The 21635-nt window shown below is 60.2% G+C and carries 19 protein-coding genes; 5 read left to right on the forward strand and 14 right to left on the reverse strand.

Annotation, left to right across the window (positions count from 1 at the left end):
* Positions 1 to 13 precede the first annotated feature (13 nt).
* The 5 genes from VFW93_RS01805 to VFW93_RS01825 are packed head-to-tail and all read right to left on the reverse strand — an operon-like array spanning position 14 to position 2990.
* Positions 14 to 1372, reverse strand: a complete 1359-nt coding sequence (locus tag VFW93_RS01805) for an MBL fold metallo-hydrolase (protein ID WP_329692280.1) — start codon at positions 1370 to 1372, stop codon at positions 14 to 16.
* Positions 1373 to 1377: 5 nt separating this feature from the next.
* Positions 1378 to 1752: a YqjK family protein gene (locus VFW93_RS01810; protein ID WP_329692281.1), complete on the reverse strand. Its 375-nt coding sequence runs from the start codon at positions 1750 to 1752 to the stop codon at positions 1378 to 1380.
* Positions 1753 to 1757: 5 nt separating this feature from the next.
* On the reverse strand, positions 1758 to 2204 hold the full coding sequence (locus VFW93_RS01815) for a phage holin family protein (protein ID WP_329692282.1): 447 nt from the start codon (positions 2202 to 2204) through the stop codon (positions 1758 to 1760).
* Complete coding sequence (locus VFW93_RS01820) at positions 2205 to 2516, reverse strand: DUF883 family protein (protein WP_290677368.1); 312 nt, start codon at positions 2514 to 2516, stop codon at positions 2205 to 2207. It abuts the gene before it with no gap.
* Positions 2517 to 2543: 27 nt separating this feature from the next.
* The gene (locus tag VFW93_RS01825) at positions 2544 to 2990 is read right to left on the reverse strand and encodes a universal stress protein (RefSeq protein WP_329692283.1); all 447 of its coding nucleotides are present in this window, start codon (positions 2988 to 2990) and stop codon (positions 2544 to 2546) included.
* Between the two features lie 274 nt (positions 2991 to 3264).
* Between VFW93_RS01825 and VFW93_RS01830 the strand changes: the two genes are divergently transcribed.
* Together VFW93_RS01830 and galU are read left to right on the forward strand one after the other, a co-directional pair.
* Positions 3265 to 6108 (forward strand): valine--tRNA ligase, encoded by a 2844-nt coding sequence (locus VFW93_RS01830; protein ID WP_329692284.1) that lies wholly within the window; start codon positions 3265 to 3267, stop codon positions 6106 to 6108.
* Positions 6109 to 6225: 117 nt separating this feature from the next.
* Positions 6226 to 7095, forward strand: a complete 870-nt coding sequence (galU, locus tag VFW93_RS01835; RefSeq protein ID WP_329692285.1) for a UTP--glucose-1-phosphate uridylyltransferase GalU — start codon at positions 6226 to 6228, stop codon at positions 7093 to 7095.
* A gap of 62 nt (positions 7096 to 7157) precedes the next feature.
* Here the strand turns inward: galU and VFW93_RS01840 are convergent, their stop codons facing one another.
* The 8 genes from VFW93_RS01840 to VFW93_RS01875 form a co-directional block, all read right to left on the reverse strand.
* Positions 7158 to 7694: a shikimate kinase gene (locus VFW93_RS01840; RefSeq protein ID WP_329692286.1), complete on the reverse strand. Its 537-nt coding sequence runs from the start codon at positions 7692 to 7694 to the stop codon at positions 7158 to 7160.
* A gap of 26 nt (positions 7695 to 7720) precedes the next feature.
* Positions 7721 to 9721, reverse strand: a complete 2001-nt coding sequence (locus tag VFW93_RS01845; protein WP_329692287.1) for an Ig-like domain-containing protein — start codon at positions 9719 to 9721, stop codon at positions 7721 to 7723.
* A 338-nt stretch (positions 9722 to 10059) separates the two neighbouring features.
* Complete coding sequence (locus tag VFW93_RS01850) at positions 10060 to 11793, reverse strand: Ig-like domain-containing protein (protein ID WP_329692288.1); 1734 nt, start codon at positions 11791 to 11793, stop codon at positions 10060 to 10062.
* A 41-nt stretch (positions 11794 to 11834) separates the two neighbouring features.
* Positions 11835 to 14027 carry a type IV pilus secretin PilQ gene (pilQ, locus tag VFW93_RS01855; RefSeq protein WP_329692289.1) on the reverse strand — a complete coding sequence of 731 codons (2193 nt, stop codon included), beginning with the start codon at positions 14025 to 14027 and terminating at the stop codon, positions 11835 to 11837.
* A gap of 23 nt (positions 14028 to 14050) precedes the next feature.
* The gene (locus tag VFW93_RS01860; RefSeq protein ID WP_329692290.1) at positions 14051 to 14587 is read right to left on the reverse strand and encodes a pilus assembly protein PilP; all 537 of its coding nucleotides are present in this window, start codon (positions 14585 to 14587) and stop codon (positions 14051 to 14053) included.
* Positions 14584 to 15282: a type 4a pilus biogenesis protein PilO gene (locus VFW93_RS01865; RefSeq protein WP_329692291.1), complete on the reverse strand. Its 699-nt coding sequence runs from the start codon at positions 15280 to 15282 to the stop codon at positions 14584 to 14586. Before VFW93_RS01865 ends, VFW93_RS01860 begins: the two co-directional genes overlap by 4 nt.
* Positions 15283 to 15286: 4 nt before the next feature.
* Positions 15287 to 15955, reverse strand: a complete 669-nt coding sequence (locus VFW93_RS01870) for a PilN domain-containing protein (protein ID WP_329692292.1) — start codon at positions 15953 to 15955, stop codon at positions 15287 to 15289.
* Entirely contained in the window at positions 15952 to 16989 is a 1038-nt protein-coding gene (locus VFW93_RS01875; protein ID WP_414639558.1) for a pilus assembly protein PilM, read from the reverse strand. Before VFW93_RS01875 ends, VFW93_RS01870 begins: the two co-directional genes overlap by 4 nt.
* 284 nt (positions 16990 to 17273) lie before the next feature.
* Between VFW93_RS01875 and VFW93_RS01880 the strand changes: the two genes are divergently transcribed.
* Positions 17274 to 19676: a penicillin-binding protein 1A gene (locus VFW93_RS01880; RefSeq protein WP_414639559.1), complete on the forward strand. Its 2403-nt coding sequence runs from the start codon at positions 17274 to 17276 to the stop codon at positions 19674 to 19676.
* A 6-nt stretch (positions 19677 to 19682) separates the two neighbouring features.
* Here VFW93_RS01880 and cyaY read toward each other — a convergent pair whose 3' ends face one another.
* Positions 19683 to 20036, reverse strand: coding sequence for an iron donor protein CyaY (cyaY, locus tag VFW93_RS01885; protein ID WP_329692294.1), 354 nt, complete (start codon positions 20034 to 20036; stop codon positions 19683 to 19685).
* A gap of 95 nt (positions 20037 to 20131) precedes the next feature.
* Between cyaY and lptM the strand changes: the two genes are divergently transcribed.
* Positions 20132 to 20281 carry an LPS translocon maturation chaperone LptM gene (gene lptM, locus VFW93_RS01890; RefSeq protein ID WP_329692316.1) on the forward strand — a complete coding sequence of 50 codons (150 nt, stop codon included), beginning with the start codon at positions 20132 to 20134 and terminating at the stop codon, positions 20279 to 20281.
* Positions 20278 to 21549: a diaminopimelate decarboxylase gene (lysA, locus tag VFW93_RS01895; protein WP_329692295.1), complete on the forward strand. Its 1272-nt coding sequence runs from the start codon at positions 20278 to 20280 to the stop codon at positions 21547 to 21549. The genes lptM and lysA overlap by 4 nt, the downstream gene beginning before the upstream one ends.
* The last annotated feature ends 86 nt before the right edge of the window (positions 21550 to 21635 follow it).

The following is a 21635-nucleotide window of genomic DNA, read 5'->3' on the forward strand; positions in this document are numbered from 1 at the left end:
GCTTTGCGGCAGGTCAAGTCAGATCCACCGAATCCTTGTAATCCGGGACACTCGCGTTCAAGCCCAGCTTCTCCTGGATGCGCAGGCGCAAGGTATCGGCGGCCTGCGGCTCACCGTGGTTGATGAACACGTGCTCCGGTTTTTGCGCCATGCCCTTGAGCCAGTTGAGCAAGCCAGCCTGATCGGCATGAGCCGAAAGGCCCTCTATTTGTGTCACTTCGGCGCGGATGGGCACGTACTCGCCAAACAGCTTGATGGACGTCTCGCCCGCAGCCAGGGAGGCACCCCGCGTGCCGCCGGCCTGAAAGCCACTGAGCACGATCGAGTTGCGTGACTGAGGCCCGTAATGCTCGATGTGATGCAGCACTCGCCCGCCAGTCACCATGCCACTGCCGGCAATGATGACCATGGGGTAGTGCTGACGCAGCAGCGCCTTGGACTCCTCCACGTCGCGCACGAAACGCGTCATGTGGTGGATGCCCTGGCATTCCGCCTCGGTCAGGCGATGTTCGGCGCGATGGCGCTCGTACAGGCCCGTAGCCGATATCCCCATCGGGCTGTCCAGGATCACCGGTATGTTCGGGATCGCACCCGCCTCCTTGAGGCGATAGAGCGCATACAGCAGCCCTTGCGTGCGGCCCACGGCAAATGCCGGGATGATGACCACGCCACCACGCGCTGCCGTGCGACGCACCACATCCCCCAGTTTCTCGATGGGGTCCATGGCGGGATGCAGGCGATCACCGTAGGTGGACTCGATGACCACCCAATCGGCCTTGTAACCCGTCTGCGGCGGCACCATGACCAGGTCATCGTCACGCCCCAGATCCCCGGAGAACAAGGCCGTCTTGCCCTGGTATTCGATGGCGATGCTGGCGGCGCCCAGGATGTGGCCAGCCGGAGAAAAGCGCACACGCACGCCCTGCCCCAGGTCGATCACGCCATCCGAGGCCACACGCTTGAAGTGCTTCAGACAAGCCTTCACGTCCTTGACGGTATACAGGGGTTCGGCGGGCTGATGGCGCGTCTTGCCATGACGATTGCGGAAGTAGGCTTCTTCTTCCTGAAGATGCGCCGTGTCCTGCAGCAGCACCTCGGCGAGGTCTGCCGTGGCGGCGGTGGACCAGATGGGCCCTTTGAAGCCCTGCCTCGTCAGCAGCGGCAGGCTGCCACTGTGATCGATGTGCGCGTGGGTCAGCAAGACGGCATCCAGACTGGCCGGATCAAAAGGCAAAGGTGCCCAGTTGCGCTCTCGCAGGGTTTTGAAACCCTGGAACATGCCACAGTCCACCAGCAGCTTCAGGCCACCGACCTCCACCAGGGTCTTGGAGCCAGTCACCGTGGCGGTGGCACCGAAAAACGTCATGCGCATCGTTGTCATTCCTTGATCGGCACCTTGTTCAATGCCTTGTCGTCATCGTGATCCCGTGGCGCCTTGCGGGCCTGATCCAGCCGCAGCAAAAGTGGCATCACCACAGGCTGCAGGCGCTGCCAGGTCTGCCACAGCCACAAACCACGCCCCGCCAGACGCGCCACGCCTTTGGGACGCCACACCGCCAGCGCCACGCTGGCAGCCACGAGCCAATAGGGGTGCCGGCCCAACCACCTGCCCGTAGACAGGGCACGGTCAGCCATGTCCGCCATGGGGGCGATCCTGGCGTTGACCTGCAGTGCAAAGGTGTGGCGCAACACCGCGCTGCGCTGCTGGAGCATGCGCTTTTTCAGAGCCAGTTCAGACAGGCGAGCCGACATGATCCTCACACCTTGCCTTCTGTGGATGGCCCCTTGGCGGCCGCCAACAAGGCTTCCTGGTCGGCCTGCAATTCGGCCAGCGAGGCCGCCAGCATGCCTTCGGGCGAACTGGTGATGGCGTTGACGCGCCTCACGGCCCACAGGCAGGCCGCAGCGAACGCCAGCGTCAAACCGCCCAGGACCAGCATCGGGTGCGTGTCCCAGAACAGCACCGTGATGAAAGCGGCCAGAAAGACGCTGGCCACCGTGCCCATCAGAATGGCGATGGCACCCCAGGCCAGCACGCCCAGCAAGCGCTGCTTTTCTTCCTCGACCTCGGTGGCCAGCAACGCCAGACGGGTCTGCAGGATGGCCGTCAAGGTGGCGGCCAGCCCCTGCACGGACGACATCAGCCGCCCGCGCGCCCCGTCTGCGCCGCCAGCCGCGCCAGCCCCTTGCGGTGACTCACTCATTCATCGACGTCCCAGCAGCAGCCCGATCAACAAGCCGGCACCCGCCGCGATGCTGATGGACTTCCAGGGGTTCTCGTGGACGTATTCGTCGGTCACCTTGGCGGCTGCCTTGGCCTTGTCCACCACGGCAGCCTGGGCTTCGATCAGGCCCGTCTTGGCGCTGGACAAGGTAGCCTGCACACGGTTGCGCAACTCGGCCACACCAGCACCGGCATCACCCGCCGTCGCAGCCAGCAAGGCCTCGGCATCGGCCATCACCAGTTGCAGGTCAGCCATCAATTTGTCCTTCTGGGCTGTTGTCAATTCACTCATGTCGCTCTCCTTTTTCAGTCGATGAAATCAATGTAGGATCAAAAGAGGCAGTTGACTGTGCGCCAGCACGCTCTTGGCCAGAGAACCGTGAATCAGGGCATCCAGGCCATGGCGACCATGCGTGGCCATGATGATCAGATCGCACCCCTGGCGCTGAGCGGTGTCCACGATGCCCTGCTGGACGTTGTCGGTGATCATGAACTGACCATCAAAATGCACCCCGGCCTCCTTGGCCTTGGCCGCAAAGGCCTCCAGGATTTCGCGGGCATGGGCTTCACAGCGCTTTTCGTGCTCCTGAAACGTGGCCACGTCATAAGCCACGGCCGCCTGCTCGACCACCAGCACGGGCAAGGGCGGTTCGGCCGTGAACCCGGTGATGGCCGCACCCAGCATCTTGGCCAGGCCGATGCTGTGCTCGATCGCCTTGTTCGACAACTCGCTGCCATCCACGGGCACCAACAAATGTTCGTACATGAAAGCCTCCTAACGCCTTGGATTCCCATATCAGTCAATTGACTGACCTTGCCTCATCCTAGATCGCGAATCTTTCAACGCCAACACCTAAGACCACACTGCGACATCAAAACCGATGGTTTTTGATCCACCGCATGAAAGCGACATGAAGCCCCGGCTCAGCCCATTTGCCAGCTACTTGGCGACGGAACGCTCGCAAACCGCCCCCCGGAGGCCAGAGCCGACCTAAAATCGCGGTTTGGCCCAGAAATGGCGCCCACGAGCCTCCAACACCATGACCGAACTCGCCAAATCCTTCGACCCCGCCCCGATTGAAGCCAAATACGGCCCCCAGTGGGAGCAGCGCGGTCTGTACAAGCCCACCCTGGATGCCGCCAAGCCATCCTTCTGCATCCAGTTGCCGCCGCCCAATGTCACGGGCACGCTGCACATGGGCCACGCCTTCAACCAGACCATCATGGACTCGTTGACGCGCTACCACCGCATGCTGGGCCACAACACCCTGTGGGTGCCCGGTACCGATCACGCCGGCATCGCCACGCAGATCGTGGTGGAGCGCCAGTTGCAGGAAAAGGGCCAGTCACGTCATGACCTGGGCCGCAAGAACTTCGTCGCCAAGGTGTGGGAATGGAAGGAGCAAAGCGGCTCCACCATCACTCAGCAGATGCGCCGCATGGGTGACTCGGTCTCGTGGGAGCACGAGTACTTCACCATGGACGACAAGCTGTCCAAGGTGGTGAGCGACACCTTCGTCAAGCTGTACGAAGAAGGTCTGATCTACCGCGGCAAGCGCCTGGTGAGCTGGGACCCGATCCTCAAGTCCGCCGTGTCCGACCTCGAAGTCGAAAGCGAGGAAGAAGACGGCTCGATGTGGCACATCCGCTATCCGATCGATGGCAGCGGTGAGACCCTGGTCGTGGCCACCACCCGCCCTGAAACCATGCTGGGCGACACCGCCGTCATGGTCCACCCCGAAGACGAGCGCTACACCCACCTGATCGGCAAGCTGGTCAAGCTGCCCATCACCGGCCGACTGGTGCCCGTGATCGCCGACGAGCACGTGGACAAGGAGTTCGGCACCGGTGTCGTGAAGGTCACGCCCGCGCACGACACCAACGACTACCAGGTCGGCCAGCGCCACGGCCTGCCGATGATCACCATCTTCACGCTGGATGCGCAGGTGGTGTCGCACCTCGAAGAGATTCCAGAGGCCTATCGCGGCCTGGACCGCTTCGTGGCCCGCAAGGCCCTGGTCGCCCAGCTCGAAGCCGAAGGCCTGCTGGTCGAGGTCAAGAAACACAAGCTGATGGTGCCGCGCTGCGCCCGTACCGGCCAGATCATCGAGCCCATGCTGACCGACCAATGGTTCGTGGCCATGACCAAGCCCGGTGCACAAGGCAAGTCGATCGCCGAACAGGCCATCGAAGCAGTCGAGTCCGGCGAGGTCAAGTTCGTCCCCGAGAACTGGGTCAACACCTACAACCAGTGGATGAAGAACATCCAGGACTGGTGCATCTCGCGCCAGCTGTGGTGGGGCCATCAGATCCCCGCCTGGTACGGCAGCAACGGCGAAATCTTCGTGGCCCGCACGGAAGAAGAAGCCCATGTGCGCGCCAAGGCCGCCGGCTACGAAGGCACACTGACGCGTGACGAAGACGTGCTGGACACCTGGTATTCGTCGGCCCTGGTACCCTTCTCCACACTGGGCTGGCCCGAACAGACCAAGGAGATGGACCTGTTCCTGCCCTCCTCGGTGCTGGTCACCGGCTACGACATCATCTTCTTCTGGGTTGCCCGGATGATCATGATGACCAAGCACTTCACGGGCAAGGTGCCGTTCAAGCACGTGTACATCCACGGTCTGGTGCGCGATGCACAGGGCCAGAAGATGTCCAAGTCCGAAGGCAATGTGCTCGACCCGGTCGACCTGATCGACGGCATCGAACTGGCCCCGCTGCTGGACAAGCGCACCACCGGCTTGCGCAAGCCCGAGACTGCGCCGAAGGTCCGCAAGGCCACCGAAAAGGAATTCCCCGAAGGCATCCCGGGCTACGGTGCCGACGCCCTGCGTTTCACCTTCGCGGCGTTGGCCAGCCTGGGCCGCAGCATCAACTTCGACAGCAAGCGCTGCGAGGGCTACCGCAACTTCTGCAACAAGCTCTGGAACGCCACCAAATTCGTGCTGATGAACTGTGAAGGCCAGGACTGTGGCCTCGTCAAGCACGAGCCCGGCCAGTGCGCCGCCAACGGCTATCTGTACTTCAGCCCTGCCGACCGCTGGATCGTCAGCGAATTGCAACGCGTGGAAGCGGCTGTCGAGCAAGGCTTCAAGGAGTTCCGCCTCGACAACGTGGCCAACGCGATCTACCAGTTCGTCTGGGACGAGTACTGCGACTGGTATATCGAAATCGCCAAGACCCAGCTCAACGTGGCCAAGGAGTCGGGCAACGAAGCGCAGCAACGTGGCACCCGCCGCACGCTGATCCGTGTGCTCGAAACGGTGCTGCGCCTGCTGCACCCCATCACCCCCTTCATCACCGAAGAGCTGTGGCAAGTGGTGGCACCTGTGGCCGGCCGCAAACAGGCTGACTCCGACGACAGCATCGTGCTGGCCCCCTACCCCGTGCCGGACATGGAGCGTGTGTGCGCCGAGTCTGACGCCTGGATGGGCAAGCTCAAGGCCCTGGTTGGCACCGCCCGCAATCTGCGCGGCGAGATGAACCTGTCACCCGCCGAGCGCGTGCCCATGCTGACCACCGGTGACACCGACTTCATCACGCAGGCTGCCCCCATCCTCAAGGCACTGGGCAAACTCAGTGAAGTGAAGATCCTGGACGAAGCGGCCTTTGCAGCAGCCACGTCCATGGCGCCGGTGGCGGTGCAAGGCGAAGCCCGCCTGGCCCTGCACGTGGAAATTGACGTTGAAGCCGAGAAGGCACGCTTGTCCAAAGAGATCGCCCGACTCGAAGGCGAAATCACCAAGGCCAACGCCAAGCTCGGCAACGAAAGCTTCGTGGCCCGTGCCCCCGCAGCGGTCGTTGAACAGGAGAAGCAACGTGTGACGGATTTCACGGCCACACTCGAGCGCCTGCAAAGCCAGTTCCAAAGACTGGGCTGAATGCCCATTTTGGCCCCCCATGAATGAGGCATCCCCCCTAAAAAGCAGGGGACGCTTCGTTACACAGCATGACCATGCCGGTGACACAATCCCGGCCAGTCACACAGGAGCAGTTTCATGTGCATCACAAAGGCCATCTTCCCAGTCGCCGGCCTCGGTACCCGCTTTCTGCCTGCCACCAAGGCCCAGCCCAAGGAGATGCTGCCTGTAGTGGACAAGCCACTGATCCAGTACGCGGTTGAAGAAGCCTATGACGCGGGCATCCGCGAAATGATTTTCGTCACTGGTCGCCACAAGCGCCCGATCGAAGACCATTTCGACACCGCGTTCGAACTGGAATACGAACTGGAGCACGCTGGCAAGCTGGAACTGCTCAAGACCGTGCAGTCCATCAAGCCCAATGACATGGAATGCGTGTTCGTGCGCCAGCCCAAGAGCCTGGGCCTGGGCCACGCCGTGCTGTGTGGTGAACGCCTGGTTCGCGGCGAGCCCTTTGCGGTGCTGCTGGCCGACGACCTGATGGTCGGCCAGACCCCCATCCTCAAGCAGATGGTCGACCAGTTCAATGAGCTGCAAGGTTCCATCCTGGCTGTGCAGGAAGTGCCCGCGGAACACACCAAGCGCTACGGCATTGTGGCTGGCACACCAGTGTCCGAGCGCGTGATGGCCATCTCCAAGATTGTCGAAAAGCCCGCGCCTGAACATGCGCCGTCGCGCCTGGGTGTGGCCGGCCGCTACATCCTGACGCCTGCGGTGTTCGAACAGATCCGCTCGCAACCACGCGGCGTGGGCAACGAGATCCAGCTGACCGATGGCATTGCCGGCTTGTTGAACCTCGAGAAGGTGTTCGCCTACCAGTACGAAGGCAAGCGCTACGACTGCGGCAGCAAGGAGGGCTTCCTGGAGGCCAACGTCGAGCTGGCACTGCAACACGCGCAAGTAGGTGAATGGTTCCGAGCGTACCTCAAGCAACTCAAGCTGGACTGAGTCTCAGCCAGGCAGGCAAGTGCAGCACCTTAAAGGGACCTTGATCAAGGTCCCTTTTTCTTTCATGCGTCGGGTCTGAGTACCCCGGCCACTTCCAGCTGCATCATGATCATGTTGACCAGTGTGGCCACCGAGGGCCGCCCCGTGTCAACGCAGTAATGGGCCGTTTGCTCATACAAGGGATGCCGTTGCTCGTACAACTCGCGCAACTTGGCCAGCGGATCGGCCACCTGCAGCAAGGGACGCTGCGTGTCGTGCTTGAGCCGACGATACAGCTCCTCGGGCGTGGAGCGCAGGTAGACGACGGTTGTGCGGGCCTTGAGCCGCTCGCGATTGACAGGCCGCAACAAGGCCCCGCCACCCGTTGCCAACACAAGGGCCCCATCACTGGACTGAGCCGTGAGACTGTCGATCACCGCTTCCTCGTGATCACGAAACGCAGCCTCGCCAAACTGCTCGAAGAACTGACGGATCGGCATACCGATTCGCTCTTCCAACACAGCATCGGAGTCGAGAAACCGCGCACCGATGCGCTTGGCCAGTTGCCGACCTACGGTGGACTTGCCGCCACCGGGCAAACCCACGAGTGAAATGATCATTTGCCCATCCGCTCAATCAACCAGGATCAAGGGGTAATGGTAACGACATTCCTGAGCGTGAAGGTATTGCCGTCCATATTGAACGTCAGGTCCGCCGTGCCGCTGGACAATGCCGGTTGAGGGCTGGTCGTCGAGGTGTTCTTCACCGTCAGCGTGTGAACGGTCGGGCCAATGAGCACGGAAGGTACAGGCGAATTGCTGATGGTGACCTCTGCGTTGGCCATGGTCGGTGTACCGACGATGGTCGAGCCGGTTGCAATCGGGTTGCCGCCGTAAAGCGTATCCGCATCCGAATTGGCATCGCGAACACAGAACTGAATGGAAGCGCGCGCGGCACCACTCATGGCTACCGTCAGATCCGTGTTGGTCGCCAGGACATTGGTGCAGACACCACCACTCGCGGCATACAGTCGCGGCGCATAAGCCGTGCTCGTGAAGTAGAGCGTTCTTTGCAGGCGGGCGAACGCACCACCACCCGAGTCCCAGGCGCCGTTGCCCACATCCGGCGCGTTGATGTCGCCCACGATGAACTCCGTGACATCGCAACTGTCGTTCTCGTTCTTGTCCAGGCAAACTGCAGCGGCCACATCTTCATAGCTCTCACCGTTGTCGTGAATGCCATCGCCATCGGTATCGACAAAGTACTCCTGGCCGTTCGCGTAGGCGACCACATGAACGCGTCCGGTTTGCGGTCTGGGGTTGGTGACAACGAGCTTCACATTGCACGCACCGTCCGTTGTCACGCAATAGGCGGGCACCACCGTTCCGCCATCCGACACCAGGTTGACCACCGTCCCATTGACTGCTGGCGCACCATATCGATCCGTCAGATGAAGGCTGAGTACGGCGTAATCACCGTCCGCATTGCCATTCAAGCCATACTTCGTTGGCGCAAACGAGATGCCGTTATGCCTGCTGTCATCACCGGCAACGGGCAAGCCACCGGAAATCGTCAGGGTGTTGGACACCGTTTGCAGACTCGTTCCATGCACCAGTGCGGCTACACGAATTGGCGTAGGCGTGCTCTTGCTCGCAACGGCCACCGACACCTGCCCATCAGAAGCCGTCACACCGGAAGTCGAGCCAAGCGTCGCGGCGCTGTTGCTCAAGCTGAAGTCCACCAGCACACCTTGCTGCGCTGCCCCCGTCTGGTCCACCACCTTGAAGACCACATTCGCCACACTGGGGCACCCCGTACCGACCAGACAGATTGTCGGGTTGTCGACCGACACATACTGAATGCCCTGCGTCACAGGCGCGGCCACCGTCAGATCGGCATATCGTTGCTGGGTGGTACCGACGATCTGCACACTCACGCGATCCGTGGCGCTACCGCTGCCCGTGGCAGAGCCACAGCCCTTGTCCTGATACGTCACTGAGCCACTCGAGCCCGTGAGTGTCAAGGACGTCGGCGAGATCGTGGCTTTGCCCGTGGTCGTGCATGTCGACGAGACATTCACGGTCACAGGCGTGGTGCTGCTGGCCCCCGCCACCGAGATGTTGATGGAAGCAGTGTTATAGCCATTGATGCTGGATGGCGAGAGGGACACGCCACTCAGACTCACGTTGGTAGCGCTGACCGAAAACGCCTTTCTGGCCGTGAGGGTTCCAGCTGCGGTGTCGGCACTGGCACTGACATAGGCCGCGCCCGTTGTGGCACCAGAAAGCGGTGTCAAAGTGGTCGCAGCCTGCCCCGAGGCATCTGTCAGCGCTGATTCTGGCGCAAGCCCCGCCAGGGCCGTGGCACCGGTACCAGACAAACTGAACTGAATCAGCGCGCCCGCAATAGGCAGACCTGCCGAGTCCTTGACCACTGCTGTCACCGTACCAGGCTGTGAGGCACTGATGGTGTCGCTGGACAAGGACAGTACGACAGAACCCGACGCATTGGATGTCACCGTGGTCGTACCGCTTGAGGAAGTACCACTGGAACCCGTGGAAGTCGAACTGCTGCCGGATGTCGAGAACAACGGCGTGCTGGCGTTGCTGCCCCCCCCGCCGCCACAGGCGGTCAAGACAGAGACCAAGGCAAGACCGGCACCAAGTGCTTTCCAGAACATAACAATTCGCCCTTCAGTTCTACCCTGCTTTCAGGGACTTCACCCGCTGCCACGAAGGGGCAATGGGCCACTGGGGACGATGTTATGTAGTCGGAAAACCAACTGCTCGGTTCAAAAAAGGGTTGATACCCTGCCTGACAGAAAGATGCATCGCACAACATCGATGAAGACAGAGGCCAATTCGCTGTGCTGACTGCAAAAAAAACGGACCGGCCAAGCCGATCCGTCCTATTCATCATGGCGAGTAACTCATGTACATCGAGCCTTGCGACATGCACGCAAGGCCACGTGCACTATGGCCAATGTCATTGCGTCAGTTCATTGGGTGGCGCAGGATTTTCACAAGGCGTCAACACTGCACCAGAACTCTTCACAGTGCCATCAGGCAGCGTGCGAGAGGCCGACAGCGTCACATCGGCATAAATCGAACCGTAGGGGCTGACCACGAAGGCTGGCGCACCCGCACCTGTGAGCCCTGTCGCAGGATAAGGCAGCCATTCGATCCAGCTTGCTCGACCTTCACTGCCGTTAACCGAGCCAGACACATTCAATGCCATCTTGACCCAGTTGGCATGTGTCCGTGGATAAATCACTCGGAGAACAATGCGACCGTTTGCATCCGTCTTTCCACCCAAAGCCGAGTTCTCAAACGAAACAGAGACATCCGCTTTTCGAGGTTCCATCACTTGATCGTGGTTGACATCCTCCGATGGAGCAAGGACGCTATTGCGGTTCAGATCCTCATTGACGCATTCGTATAAACCATCCAGGGTCCAAGCCGTCGTTTTACTGAATGAGCCTTTCGCGTAACGCAACAAGTCAATAGAGGGCGAAATAGTGACGCCGGCACGAGGATTCCCGGCACCGTCCACCACCTGAACAACGAACCGACGGTAGTACAACAGGTCGACGTCGGTATAGACGTTCTCATCGGTACCCACCGTCACAGACACAGCTTCCGACGTCACAGTGAGCGTTTTTGTCAACGTATTACCTGACGAGCAAACCACTGCAGAAGGCGCACCAGTAGTACCCCAACATGCACGAACAGTCACGCCATCCGTTGGAGATGATCTGGTTCCAGGAACATAGGATGTAATGGCATAACCATCCGCATCGGTATAGACCTCGGAGGCACTCAACGACCCGCCTACTGAGTTAGGGTCTCCGGCCAGATCGAATTTCACACGCACGTTCGCCAGTGCATTGTTGGCCGAACCTTTGAACAAAGCCCGAATGGTCGATGAATTGGCTGTAGATCCAGTCGTATTGACCGACACAACCGATGGATTGACCTCAAGAGTGGCTTGTGTGGGTGTGCTTGAATCTGGGATCGAGTTGCCTGACGACTGGATCTGAACATCCTGTGTCGTGGTCACACCACCGGCTGTGGCAGTGACCGTCAAGGTCCCAGTTGAAGCAGGTGCCTGGAAGTTGTAGGTGTACTGTCCATTGGCATCTGTTGTACCGGTCGCCGTAGCGCCAGCAGTGGTCTGGATTTCAATGGCCTGTGACGCCAATGCGTTTGAACTCGCATCCAGCAATCTGAAAATCACGCTGCCCGACCCATTAGGTGCGACCACCGAAGGATTGGCGGTTGAACTGATCTTGGCACCCGTCACCGTCAGATAGGCCGTTGCAGTATTTGTACCATCAGTACCTACAATCGTGATGGTTCGGTTCGCCTTGTTGGACCCGAGCTTGACGGTGATGGTGTTTTCGCCCTTGCTGTCGGTCGTCGACGAATCCTGGGTGTAGTTACCGCCGGTGACCTTATAGGAAACATTGACGCCAGACACAGTCTTGCCCGAGGAGTCAGTGGCGGTCAGCGTGACCGTCACCCCACCGGTATCCGTGTCCAACACGCTGGAGGCACTCAAGGACAAAGCCAGCGATGCAGCGGCACTGGTCGCCGTAGCGCCGCTGCTGGACTTGCTGCCAAACGGCGACGTTCCAGGAGAACCCCCGCCACCACCGCAGGCCGACAAAACCGCGGCAGCGGCCAAAATCAATACGCTCGTCTTCAACTTCATATTCATCTCTCCCTTGTGGGAATCATGCCATCACAAACGGCAGGAACTCAACGCATCCCGGTCTTCTCCGTCACCACCTTGGGGGTGAGGAAAATCAGCAGTTCCGAACGATCTGCACGTTTGGTATTGGACTTGAACAGATGGCCCAACACGGGAATGTCACCAAGGAAAGGCACTTTGGTATCGGTGCTGTTTTCACTTTGCAGGAAAATACCGCCGATCACGACCGTACCGCCGTTCTCGACCAGAACCTGCGTCTGAACGTGCTTGGTATCGATCGCGTAACCTGCATTGGTCACTTGTCCGACGCTGTCCTTGTTCACATCCACATCCAGAATGATGCTGCCTTCAGGTGTGATCTGCGGCGTCACCTCCAGCTTCAGATTGGCTTTGCGGAAGGCGATGGCCGTCGCACCACTTGAGGTAGCTGTCTGATAAGGCAGTTCAGTACCCTGTTCAATCAAGGCCTTGACCTGGTCTGCCGTGATCACCCGTGGACTGGACACGATCTTGCCTTTGCCATCCGACTCCAGCGCGGAAAGCTCCAGATTCAAGAACCGGTTGGCGCTGGCGCCAAACAAGGACAACGCGACGGAAGAAGCCGTGTATCCGTTGAACCCACCGCTGGGCAAGTTCACAAAGTAAGAGTTGGGTGTATAGCTGCCAGATGTCGCTGCAGCTTGCAAGGTCTGCTCGCCAACCCCTTGATAAGTACCGGTGATCGCCACACGGTTGTCGCCCCCCACACTGAAGCCAGGCGTGCCACTGCGAAGACCACGCATGTCCAGCGCACCCAGACGCACACCAAGTGAGCGACCGAACGTGTCGCTGGCCTCGACAATGCGAGCCTCGATCAACACCTGCCGAACAGGAATATCGATCTTGGTGATCATCTGCTGGATTTCTTCCAGCTTCGAGGGAATGTCGTTGACAAACAGCTGGTTGGTGCGGGTCTCGAAAATCACACTGCCACGTGGAGACAGAATGCGGGCCGCAGTACCGCCACCACCACCGCTACCGCCAGAGTTGGTGCCAGTCAGGCCCTTTGCAATTTCCTCAGCCTTGGTGTAGTTCAACTGGAAAGACTGCGTACGCAGAGGCTCGAGCGCAGCCACCTGAGCCTTGGCCTCCAGGTCGATCTTTTCCTTGGCGTTGATCTCGTCCTTGGGCGCGATCCACAGCACATTGCCGGACTTGCGCACACCCAGGCCCTTGGCCTGCATGATGATGTCCAGGGCCTGATCCCAAGGCACGTCCTTGAGGCGCAGGGTCACGTTGCCCGTCACGGTATCGCTGGTCACCACGTTGAAGTTGGTGAAGTCAGCAATGACCTGCAACAGCGCACGCACTTCAATGTTCTGGAAGTTCAGCGAGAGCTTTTCGCCCGAGTAACCAGGGCCTTGTGTCAGCTTGTTCGGATCAACCTTGCGAGGACGCACCTCCAGCACGAACTGGTTATCGCTCTGGTAGGCAGAGTGCTCCCAGTCGCCCTTGGGATCCACGACGAGCTTGACACGCTCGCCCACCTGACTGGCCGACACGGACTGCACAGGCGTGCCGAAGTCCATCACGTCAAAGCGACGACGCAGACGCTCGGGCAGCGAGGCGCGAACGAATTCGACCACCAGGCTCTGACCTTGCTGCTTGATGTCCACGCCGACCTGGTTGTTGGGCAATTCAACGACCACACGACCGGCGCCATCCTGGCCACGGCGGAAATCGATGTCCTTCAGGGCCAGTGGGCTGACATTCTTGTTCTCGGCAAACCGCACCGTGTCATCGGCCTTCGCTGGTGCCTTGCCTGCACCGGTACTCGCAGCAGCACTGTTGGCAGCCACTGGAGCCGGGGCCGGCTGATTGGCGCCGGAATCCAGAATCAACAGGAGGCTTTTGCCCTCCAGTTGGGCGCGGTACGTCGTGGACTGCCGCAAATTGAGCACCAGTCGTGTACGCTCTCCAGCCTGCACCACATTGACTGAGCGCACATTGCCCTGGTTGATCTCCACCGAGTTGCGTGCCAGACCATTGCTGACCCCGGGCAGGTCGATTGCCACACGAGGTGGCGTCTGCACGACGAAACCGGCTGGCACGGTCGCAAGGGGTTCGGACAGATCAATACGGATCACGTCCGAACCAGCCTGCTGGGTGCTGGTAATCGCCTGAATCGCCGCGGCGGCCCAGGTCAGCGGCGAGACCAGCGCCAAGGTCAGCCCGGCCAAAGCAACACGCCACGGTTTCATAGTCATCATCTCCAGATTCGTTTTCATCGGCTACCGCCTTCCTGCAACTGCAAGGTCGTCGGCCGCTCGATCCATTCGCCAGCGGCGTCCTGCACAATTTCACGCAAGGTGATTTCGGTTTCGGTGATCTTGGTGATCTTCCCGTAGTTCTGCCCCAGGTATTCGCCAACCTTCACCTGATAGAGCAGGTTGTCGACTTTGAGCAGTGCGTAGGGCACGCCCTTGCGATTGACGCTGCCCACCATGTTCATGCTGTCCAAGGGGAATGCCTCCAGAGGCTCCTTGCGCCGACTGAGTTCAGCGGCCACAGCAGAATTGGGCTGACGAGCTTCCTGCTTGAGCGCACCCGTCAGCTTCTGGTTGCTGAAAGGCTCCACACCATCTGCACCGGTGTACACCTGCGGATTGAACTTCTGGGGTGGCGACAAGGGTTGCACACTGGGGTGCACCTCATGACGCTGCTGGTCCATCCAGGCCTGCAATTCATCTTCTTCGCCGCTACAGGCTGTCAAAGACAACAGGGCCGCGGCAGCGATCATCCAACGTTGGGGGCTTTTCATTTCTTGTCCCCCTTGTCTTTCTTCTGTTTGGCTTTGTCAGCGCGCATGGCATCGATCTCAGCCTGATCCAGATAACGATAGGTTCGTGCGGTTGCTTCCATGTACAGGTTGCCCTGCGGATCCTTGTCTTTGGCAGCAGACGCAATCACGAGGTTGTGCAGGGTCACGATACGCGACAGATTGGCAATGTCGGCGGTGAACGCACCAATGTCGTGGAAGCGCCCTGTCACGCGGATGGAGATGGGCAACTCGGCGTAGTAATCCTTGACCGAAACCTGTCCGGGACGGAACAGGTCAAACTCGAGACCACGCCCCAGGCCCGCCTGGTTGATGTCGGACAGCAGGTCGTCCATGTCGGCCTTGCCGGGCAATTGCTTCTCAAGCTGCTTCACGTACTCTTCAACCTGAATGCGCTGCTTGCGCAGTTCGCTCAGGTTCACGGCCTGTGCCACCTTGGAGCGGTACTCTTCCTTCAAGGTAGGCTCCTTGTCGCGCTCGGCCTGCAACTCGTCACTCTGTGCTGACAGCATTGCCACCCAGCCCAGGCCAACGACGACGATCGCGGTGACCAGGAAGGTCAACAGCTTGGGCAGAATGGGCCATTGCCCTGGCTCGTTGGGGTTGAGCCCGCGAAACTGCTGCTGCGCATCTTCAAACCAGGCATTCAGATCGATATTGATATTTGGATTGGCCATGGCGTCAGGCTCCAGACTTCACAGGGGCCGAGGCCGCTGACTGAGGTGGCTTGACCCCGGATGCAGCCGCACCGGGCGCAGACGCTGCACTTGCTGCACTCGACACCTCGCCAGGGCGCTTGAGACTCACGCGCATGGCGAAGTCAAACAGGCGCTTGTTGTCGCGCGCATCCTTGCTGTTGTTGGTCGCGGCCTTGATTTCGATCAGCTCGGGATGTTCCAGCCAGGTCGACTTGTTGTTGGTGTTGCGCAGGAACTCGGAAACACGTTCGTTGGTCTGGGCGAAGCCAGACACCGTCACGGTCTGACCATTCTGGTGAATGGCGGTCAGATAGAGGCCTTCAGGCGTTTGCGAAACCAGTTCATTGAGCAGATAGACGGGCATGTTGCGGTCAGTCTGCAGGTCTTCCACTGCACGCTGGCGTGCCTTCAAGGAATCGATTTCGGCCTTCAGTGCCGACACGTCCTTGATTTCATCGTCCAGCTTGTGGATCGCGCTGTTCAGGATTTCATTGCGCGTTTGCTGTGTGGCCATCATGCGCAGTTGCACGGCATACCACATGGCCACGATCAGGCCACCGGCCAGAACGGACACGCCGACGCCGACAAAAAAGGCCTGCTTGCGCAGTTGCCGCTTTTCCTCGCGGTGAGGCAAGAGGTTGATCAAGATCATGCGAGGAACCTCCGCATGGCCAGACCACATGCAGTCAGGTAAGCCGGCGCTTCGCGTCGCAGCTTGCTCTCTCGCACGGCCGACCCCAGTTTCATGCCCTCGAAGGGATTGACGACCATGGAGGCAAATCCAGTCAGTTCAGTGACACGGTCCTTCAGACCCGGCAGGGTCGCGGTGCCGCCAGCCAGCATCACGTAATGCACCTTGTGGTGCGGGGTGCTGGTGAAGAAATACTGCAGCGCTCGACCGATTTCCTGAGACAGGCTATCGACAAATGGGCCCAGGATGGCGTTCTGGAAGTCTTCAGGCAAATCGCCTGACAGCTTCTTCAACTCTGCTTCCTCGAAGGAAAAACCGTACTGACGCGAGATCAGTTGCGTCAGTTGCGCCCCCCCGAAAGCCTGGTCACGGTCATAAAGCAACTCGTCGTCGCGCAAGACCTTCAGGCTGGTGTTCTCGGCACCAATTTCAAACAAGGCCACCAGCGCGTCCTTGCCCTCGCCTGGCAAGGCACCAATCAGGCGCTGCATGGCCAGGCGCGACGCATACGATTCGATATCGAGAATGGCTGGCTTCAGGCCAGCGGCTTCGGCCAGACCTTGACGGTCCTGCACCCGGTCCTTGCGAGAAGCCGCGATCAGCACCTCCACATCACCCGCAGAGGTGGTGCTGGGGCCGACCACACAGAAATCAAGGCTGACCTCATCGAGCGAAAAGGGAATGTACTGGTTGGCCTCGGCCTCGACCTGCATTTCCATCTCTTCTTCGCGCAAACCGGCGGGCAGCATGATCTTCTTGGTGATCACCGCTGATTGAGGCATGGCCATGGCCACATGCTTGGTACGCGTGCCGCTTTTGTTGACCACCTTGCGAACCGCTTCGGCCACTTCGTCAAATTTTTCGATCTGCCCATCGGCGATCCAGCCCTTTTCGAAGGGCTCGGACGCAAACCGATCCAGGATGAATTCGCCAGACGCAGTCTGGCTCAGCTCGACCAGCTTCACGCTCGATGAACTGATGTCCAGTCCGATCATTGGCGGATGCTTGCGGCCCAAGAGCGTGTCAAGAAAGCTCACACCGTCCCCCATGCGCCAAGGCTGGCGCTGGAAAGTTAATAAACCACTTCAATGCTATCAGTAAACTTTTTCACAATGAAACCCAATAAAGCAGGATAAATCCCAACCTCGTTGCGAGATGCACACGCCTTACAAGCGGTTGCAAAACCAACAAATTGCGATCGATTCGCCAGATCAGGCTGGTGTACGGAGGAGACAGCCAAGGGTTTCTATAATCAATGGACCTTCTACGGCAAGTCCCCATGAGCGATACCGATCAACAAAACAAGCAACCCCGTTCCGGCCATACGGCCTCGTCACGCGCTCAAGCCTGGTGGATGCTTTGGATCGTCAAGCCCTTGCTTGTTCTAGCCGGACTGGGGTTGGCGGGTGCGCTCAGCGCCCTGCTTCTGGCCGGTATTGGCCTGGCGGTCGCCTATCCCAATTTACCGGAAGTCCGGGGTTTGGCCGACTATCAACCCAAAATGCCGTTGAGGGTTTTCTCAGCTGATCAGGTTTTGATTGGGGAATTTGGCGAAGAGAAACGCAATTTCCTGCCGATTGCGGAAATTCCCAAGGTGATGCGGGATGCCGTGCTGGCGATTGAGGATGCCCGGTTTTACAAACACGGCGGCGTCGATTACGTCGGCGTTCTGCGCGCGGGCCTGGCCAACTTCGGAGAAGCCCGCAGCCAGGGCGCGTCCACCATCACGATGCAGGTGGCGCGCAACTTCTACCTGCCGACCGAAAAAACCTTCACCCGAAAGATCTATGAAATCCTGCTGGCGCTGAAGATCGAAAGCCTGTTGAGCAAGGATCAGATCCTGGAGCTCTACATGAACCAGATCTACCTGGGACAGCGCGCCTACGGGTTTGCGGCCGCCTGCGACACGTATTTCAACAAGCCGATCAAGGACATCACGGTCGCCGAAGCGGCCATGCTGGCCGGCCTGCCCAAAGCCCCCTCGGCCTACAACCCGGTGCGCAACCCCAAGCGGGCCACCATTCGCCAGCAGTACATCATCGACCGGATGTTCGAGAACGGCTTCATCAATGGCAAGCAACGCGATGAAGCCAAGGTCGAGCAACTGCATTACCGCACCAAGGCCCCCATTCCGATACACGCGGAATATGCAGCGGAGGCCGCCCGATCGCTGATGCACGAACAGTATGGCGATGAAGCCTACACAAGGGGGCTGAACGTCTACACCTCGATCAACATGACCGAGCAGACGGCCGCCTACAAGGCGTTGCGCAAGGGCCTGCTGGATTTTGACCGGCGACAGTCCTGGCGAGGCCCCGAGGCCTACATCGACCTGCCTGCCGACCCCAGGCAGATTGACGTGCGCGTGGCAGAAGCCCTGGAGGAACACCCGGACAGCGAAGACATCCGCGCCGCCGTGGTGCTGCACGCGGAGCCCCGCAAGCTGGTGGTGGCGCTGCAATCCGGGGAGCAGATCGAAATCGGTCCGGACGGCTTGAAGTCCGTCGGCAACTCGCTGACCGACAAGGCCAACCCAAAACAACAGATCCGCCGCGGCGCCGTCTTGCGCGTCAACCAGGACAAGCAGGGCATGTGGTACGTCCAGCAATTGCCCGAGGTCGAAGGCGCGTTTGTCTCGATGGATCCGCGCACCGGCCTGATTCGCGCCATGGTAGGCGGCTTTGACTTCGGCCGCAACAAGTTCAATCACGTCACGCAGGCCTGGCGGCAGCCCGGGTCGAGCTTCAAACCCTTCATCTACTCCGCCGCACTGGAAAAGGGCTTCACACCAGCAACCGTGGTCAACGATGCCCCGCTGTTCTTTGATGCTGGCACCACCGGCAGCCAGGCATGGGAGCCGAAAAACTATGACGGCAAATTCGAAGGCCCCATGCCCTTGCGCCGCGGCCTGGCCAAATCCAAGAACATGATTTCCATTCGGGTGCTGCGCTCGATTGGCGCCAGGTACGCACAGGACTGGATCACGCGCTTTGGATTCGAGGCCGACAAGCACCCCGCCTACCTGACCATGGCACTGGGCGCAGGCTCGGTGACCCCCATGCAGATGGCCAATGCCTACGCTGTGTTCGCCAATGGCGGCTACCGCGTGAACCCCATGTTGGTCCTCAAGGTGACCGATTCACGCGGGCACCCGCTGGCTCAATACCGTCCCGCTCAGCTCGACGAAAGCATGCGTGCCATTGACGCTCGCAATGCCTTCATCATGAGCAGCCTCTTGCAGGAAGTGACCCGCTCGGGCACTGCGGCCAAGGCACAAGCCACACTCAAACGCCCGGATCTTTACGGCAAGACCGGCACCACCAACGACTCGATGGATGCCTGGTTTGCCGGCTACACCGCCCACAATGTCGCCGTGGTCTGGATTGGTCATGACCAGCCACGCAAACTGGGCGACAAGGAAACGGGCGGAGGTCTGTCCCTGCCCGTCTGGATTGACTTCATGAGCACGGCGCTGCGTAACGCACCGGTGGAGGAGCCCTCACCGCCAGAAGGCGTGGTGAACGTGGGAGGCGAGTGGTTCTACGAGGAATACACCTCTGGCACTGGCGTGAAGGAACTGGGCCCGGACAACACCGACACGCCTCCCGGCAATGGCGCCCCGGCCGTCTCCGAAGAGGAAAAGAAAGGCATCCTCAATCTGTTTGGCGGCAAGCCCGAGTAGCTATCGTCAGAAGGACAGACCGGGCTTGCCTTGCTCGCAAGCGCAGCTGGACAGCAAGGCGAAGAATTCTTCACCGCTGCGGGTATCCAGCCAGCGCCCCTGGGCGTCCAGCTTGAAATGGAAGCCCCCGCGACGCGCGGCCAGCCACAACTCATGCAAGGGTGGCTGCGCATTGATGATCAGCTGACTGCGATTGGGCATGGTCATGGTCAGCATGCCGCCGGAACGGGCGGTGTCGATGTCGATGACATCGCCTTCCAGCCACTTGTCCACCGTGCTTTCGATGCGCGCCAGGGCCGTCTGGATGGCCGCGTTGTACTGGGCGTCGGTCAACCCCGAGGGGGTGTCGGTGAGGGACATGGTGACTTCCTTAGAATGTGAACATGATTCAGAACACCCAAATTCTAGGCAACAAGGCCAAGTCCGCGCGGCTTGCTGGGCATTGTGAGCGGAAAATGCCAGGCAGACCCCGCCTTGCCACGGCCATTTGCCTGGCAACGCTCGCCGTGAGCGCCAACCTGGCAGCCTGCGGCCAGAAAGGCCCCTTGTACCTCCCGGCCCCCGCCAACGCCGCCTCCACCTCCTCTTCCAGCACATCCAAATGAACCTGCCCGGCTCACCCTACCTGGCCTACAAAGGCGCCGACCTCTACCTGGACGACGTGTCGCTGCGCGACCTGGTTCGCCAACACGGGAGCCCGCTGTACGTCTACTCGCGTCGCGCCATGCTGGCTGCGCTGGCCCCGTATCAGCGCGCACTGGCTGGGCGAGCCCACCTGGTCTGCTACGCCGTGAAGGCCAATTCCAATCTGGCTGTGCTGCAGACGTTTGCCAAGGCCGGTTGCGGTTTTGACATTGTCTCGGCGGGCGAACTGGCGCGCGTGCTGGCCGCCGGGGGTGATCCTGGCAAGGTGGTCTTCTCTGGCGTGGGCAAGACCCGAGCCGAGATGAAACTGGCCATCGAGACGGGCGTGCGCTGCTTCAACGTGGAAAGCACGGCGGAACTCGAGGTGCTGTCGGACGTGGCCTCACAACTGGGCCAGCGCGCACGCGTGAGCTTGCGCGTCAATCCTGACGTGGACGCAGGCACGCACCCCTACATCTCGACAGGCCTGAAAGGCAACAAGTTTGGCGTGGCCCATGAGCAAGCCATCGCCACCTACCAACGCGCTGCGGCACTGCCTGGCATCGAGGTGGCAGGCATCGACTGCCACATCGGCTCGCAGATCACCGAAGTGTCGCCTTATCTGGACGCACTCGACCGCGTGCTGGACCTGGTCGAAGCCATCGAAGGGGCAGGCGTCAAGATCCATCACCTCGATCTTGGTGGCGGACTGGGCATTACCTACACGGACGAAACACCACCCGGCGCCGATGAACTGATTGGCCAGTTGCTGGCCAAGATTGACGCACGTGGACACGGCCATCGCGAACTGGTGTTCGAACCAGGCCGCTCGCTGGTAGGCAATGCCGGCGTACTGCTGACCGAGGTCATGTTCCTCAAGCCGGGCGAGAAGAAGAACTTCTGCATCGTCGACGCTGCGATGAACGACCTGATGCGCCCAGCCTTGTACGAAGCTTACATGGGCATCGTGAACACGCAGCAACGCGAAGGTGAAGCCCAAACCTGGGACGTGGTGGGCCCGGTCTGCGAATCCGGCGACTGGCTGGGTCGTGATCGCCAGTTGGCGGTTCAGGCCGGCGACGTATTGGCCGTGCTGTCGGCTGGTGCGTATGGCATGACCATGGCCAGCAACTACAACACCCGCGGCAGGGCAGCCGAGTTGATGGTGGATGGCACGCAGGTATGGGTGATTCGCGAACGGGAGACTGTGGCAGACCTGTTCAAGCTGGAGAAGTTGCTGCCCGCTTGAACTTCACGAGGCGCTTGCCGCCGATGAAGGCAAGCACCCTCACATGCACAGCAAACAAAAAACCGCCCGAAGGCGGTTTTTTGTTG

It is taken from the genome of Aquabacterium sp. (assembly GCF_036279675.1).
Taxonomy (GTDB): Bacteria; Pseudomonadota; Gammaproteobacteria; order Burkholderiales; family Burkholderiaceae_C; genus Aquabacterium.

Bases quoted from the DNA above. Each gene is read 5' to 3' on its own strand.
- VFW93_RS01805 (WP_329692280.1), bottom strand. From the start codon at position 1,372: ATGCGCATGACGTTTTTCGGTGCCACCGCCACGGTGACTGGCTCCAAG.
- VFW93_RS01810 (WP_329692281.1), bottom strand. From the start codon at position 1,752: ATGTCGGCTCGCCTGTCTGAACTGGCTCTGAAAAAGCGCATGCTCCAG.
- VFW93_RS01815 (WP_329692282.1), bottom strand. From the start codon at position 2,204: ATGAGTGAGTCACCGCAAGGGGCTGGCGCGGCTGGCGGCGCAGACGGG.
- VFW93_RS01820 (WP_290677368.1), bottom strand. From the start codon at position 2,516: ATGAGTGAATTGACAACAGCCCAGAAGGACAAATTGATGGCTGACCTG.
- VFW93_RS01825 (WP_329692283.1), bottom strand. From the start codon at position 2,990: ATGTACGAACATTTGTTGGTGCCCGTGGATGGCAGCGAGTTGTCGAAC.
- VFW93_RS01830 (WP_329692284.1), top strand. From the start codon at position 3,265: ATGACCGAACTCGCCAAATCCTTCGACCCCGCCCCGATTGAAGCCAAA.
- galU (WP_329692285.1), top strand. From the start codon at position 6,226: ATGTGCATCACAAAGGCCATCTTCCCAGTCGCCGGCCTCGGTACCCGC.
- VFW93_RS01840 (WP_329692286.1), bottom strand. From the start codon at position 7,694: ATGATCATTTCACTCGTGGGTTTGCCCGGTGGCGGCAAGTCCACCGTA.
- VFW93_RS01850 (WP_329692288.1), bottom strand. From the start codon at position 11,793: ATGAATATGAAGTTGAAGACGAGCGTATTGATTTTGGCCGCTGCCGCG.
- pilQ (WP_329692289.1), bottom strand. From the start codon at position 14,027: ATGAAACCGTGGCGTGTTGCTTTGGCCGGGCTGACCTTGGCGCTGGTC.
- VFW93_RS01860 (WP_329692290.1), bottom strand. From the start codon at position 14,587: ATGAAAAGCCCCCAACGTTGGATGATCGCTGCCGCGGCCCTGTTGTCT.
- VFW93_RS01865 (WP_329692291.1), bottom strand. From the start codon at position 15,282: ATGGCCAATCCAAATATCAATATCGATCTGAATGCCTGGTTTGAAGAT.
- VFW93_RS01870 (WP_329692292.1), bottom strand. From the start codon at position 15,955: ATGATCTTGATCAACCTCTTGCCTCACCGCGAGGAAAAGCGGCAACTG.
- VFW93_RS01875 (WP_414639558.1), bottom strand. From the start codon at position 16,989: ATGATCGGACTGGACATCAGTTCATCGAGCGTGAAGCTGGTCGAGCTG.
- VFW93_RS01880 (WP_414639559.1), top strand. From the start codon at position 17,274: ATGAGCGATACCGATCAACAAAACAAGCAACCCCGTTCCGGCCATACG.
- cyaY (WP_329692294.1), bottom strand. From the start codon at position 20,036: ATGTCCCTCACCGACACCCCCTCGGGGTTGACCGACGCCCAGTACAAC.
- lptM (WP_329692316.1), top strand. From the start codon at position 20,132: ATGCCAGGCAGACCCCGCCTTGCCACGGCCATTTGCCTGGCAACGCTC.
- lysA (WP_329692295.1), top strand. From the start codon at position 20,278: ATGAACCTGCCCGGCTCACCCTACCTGGCCTACAAAGGCGCCGACCTC.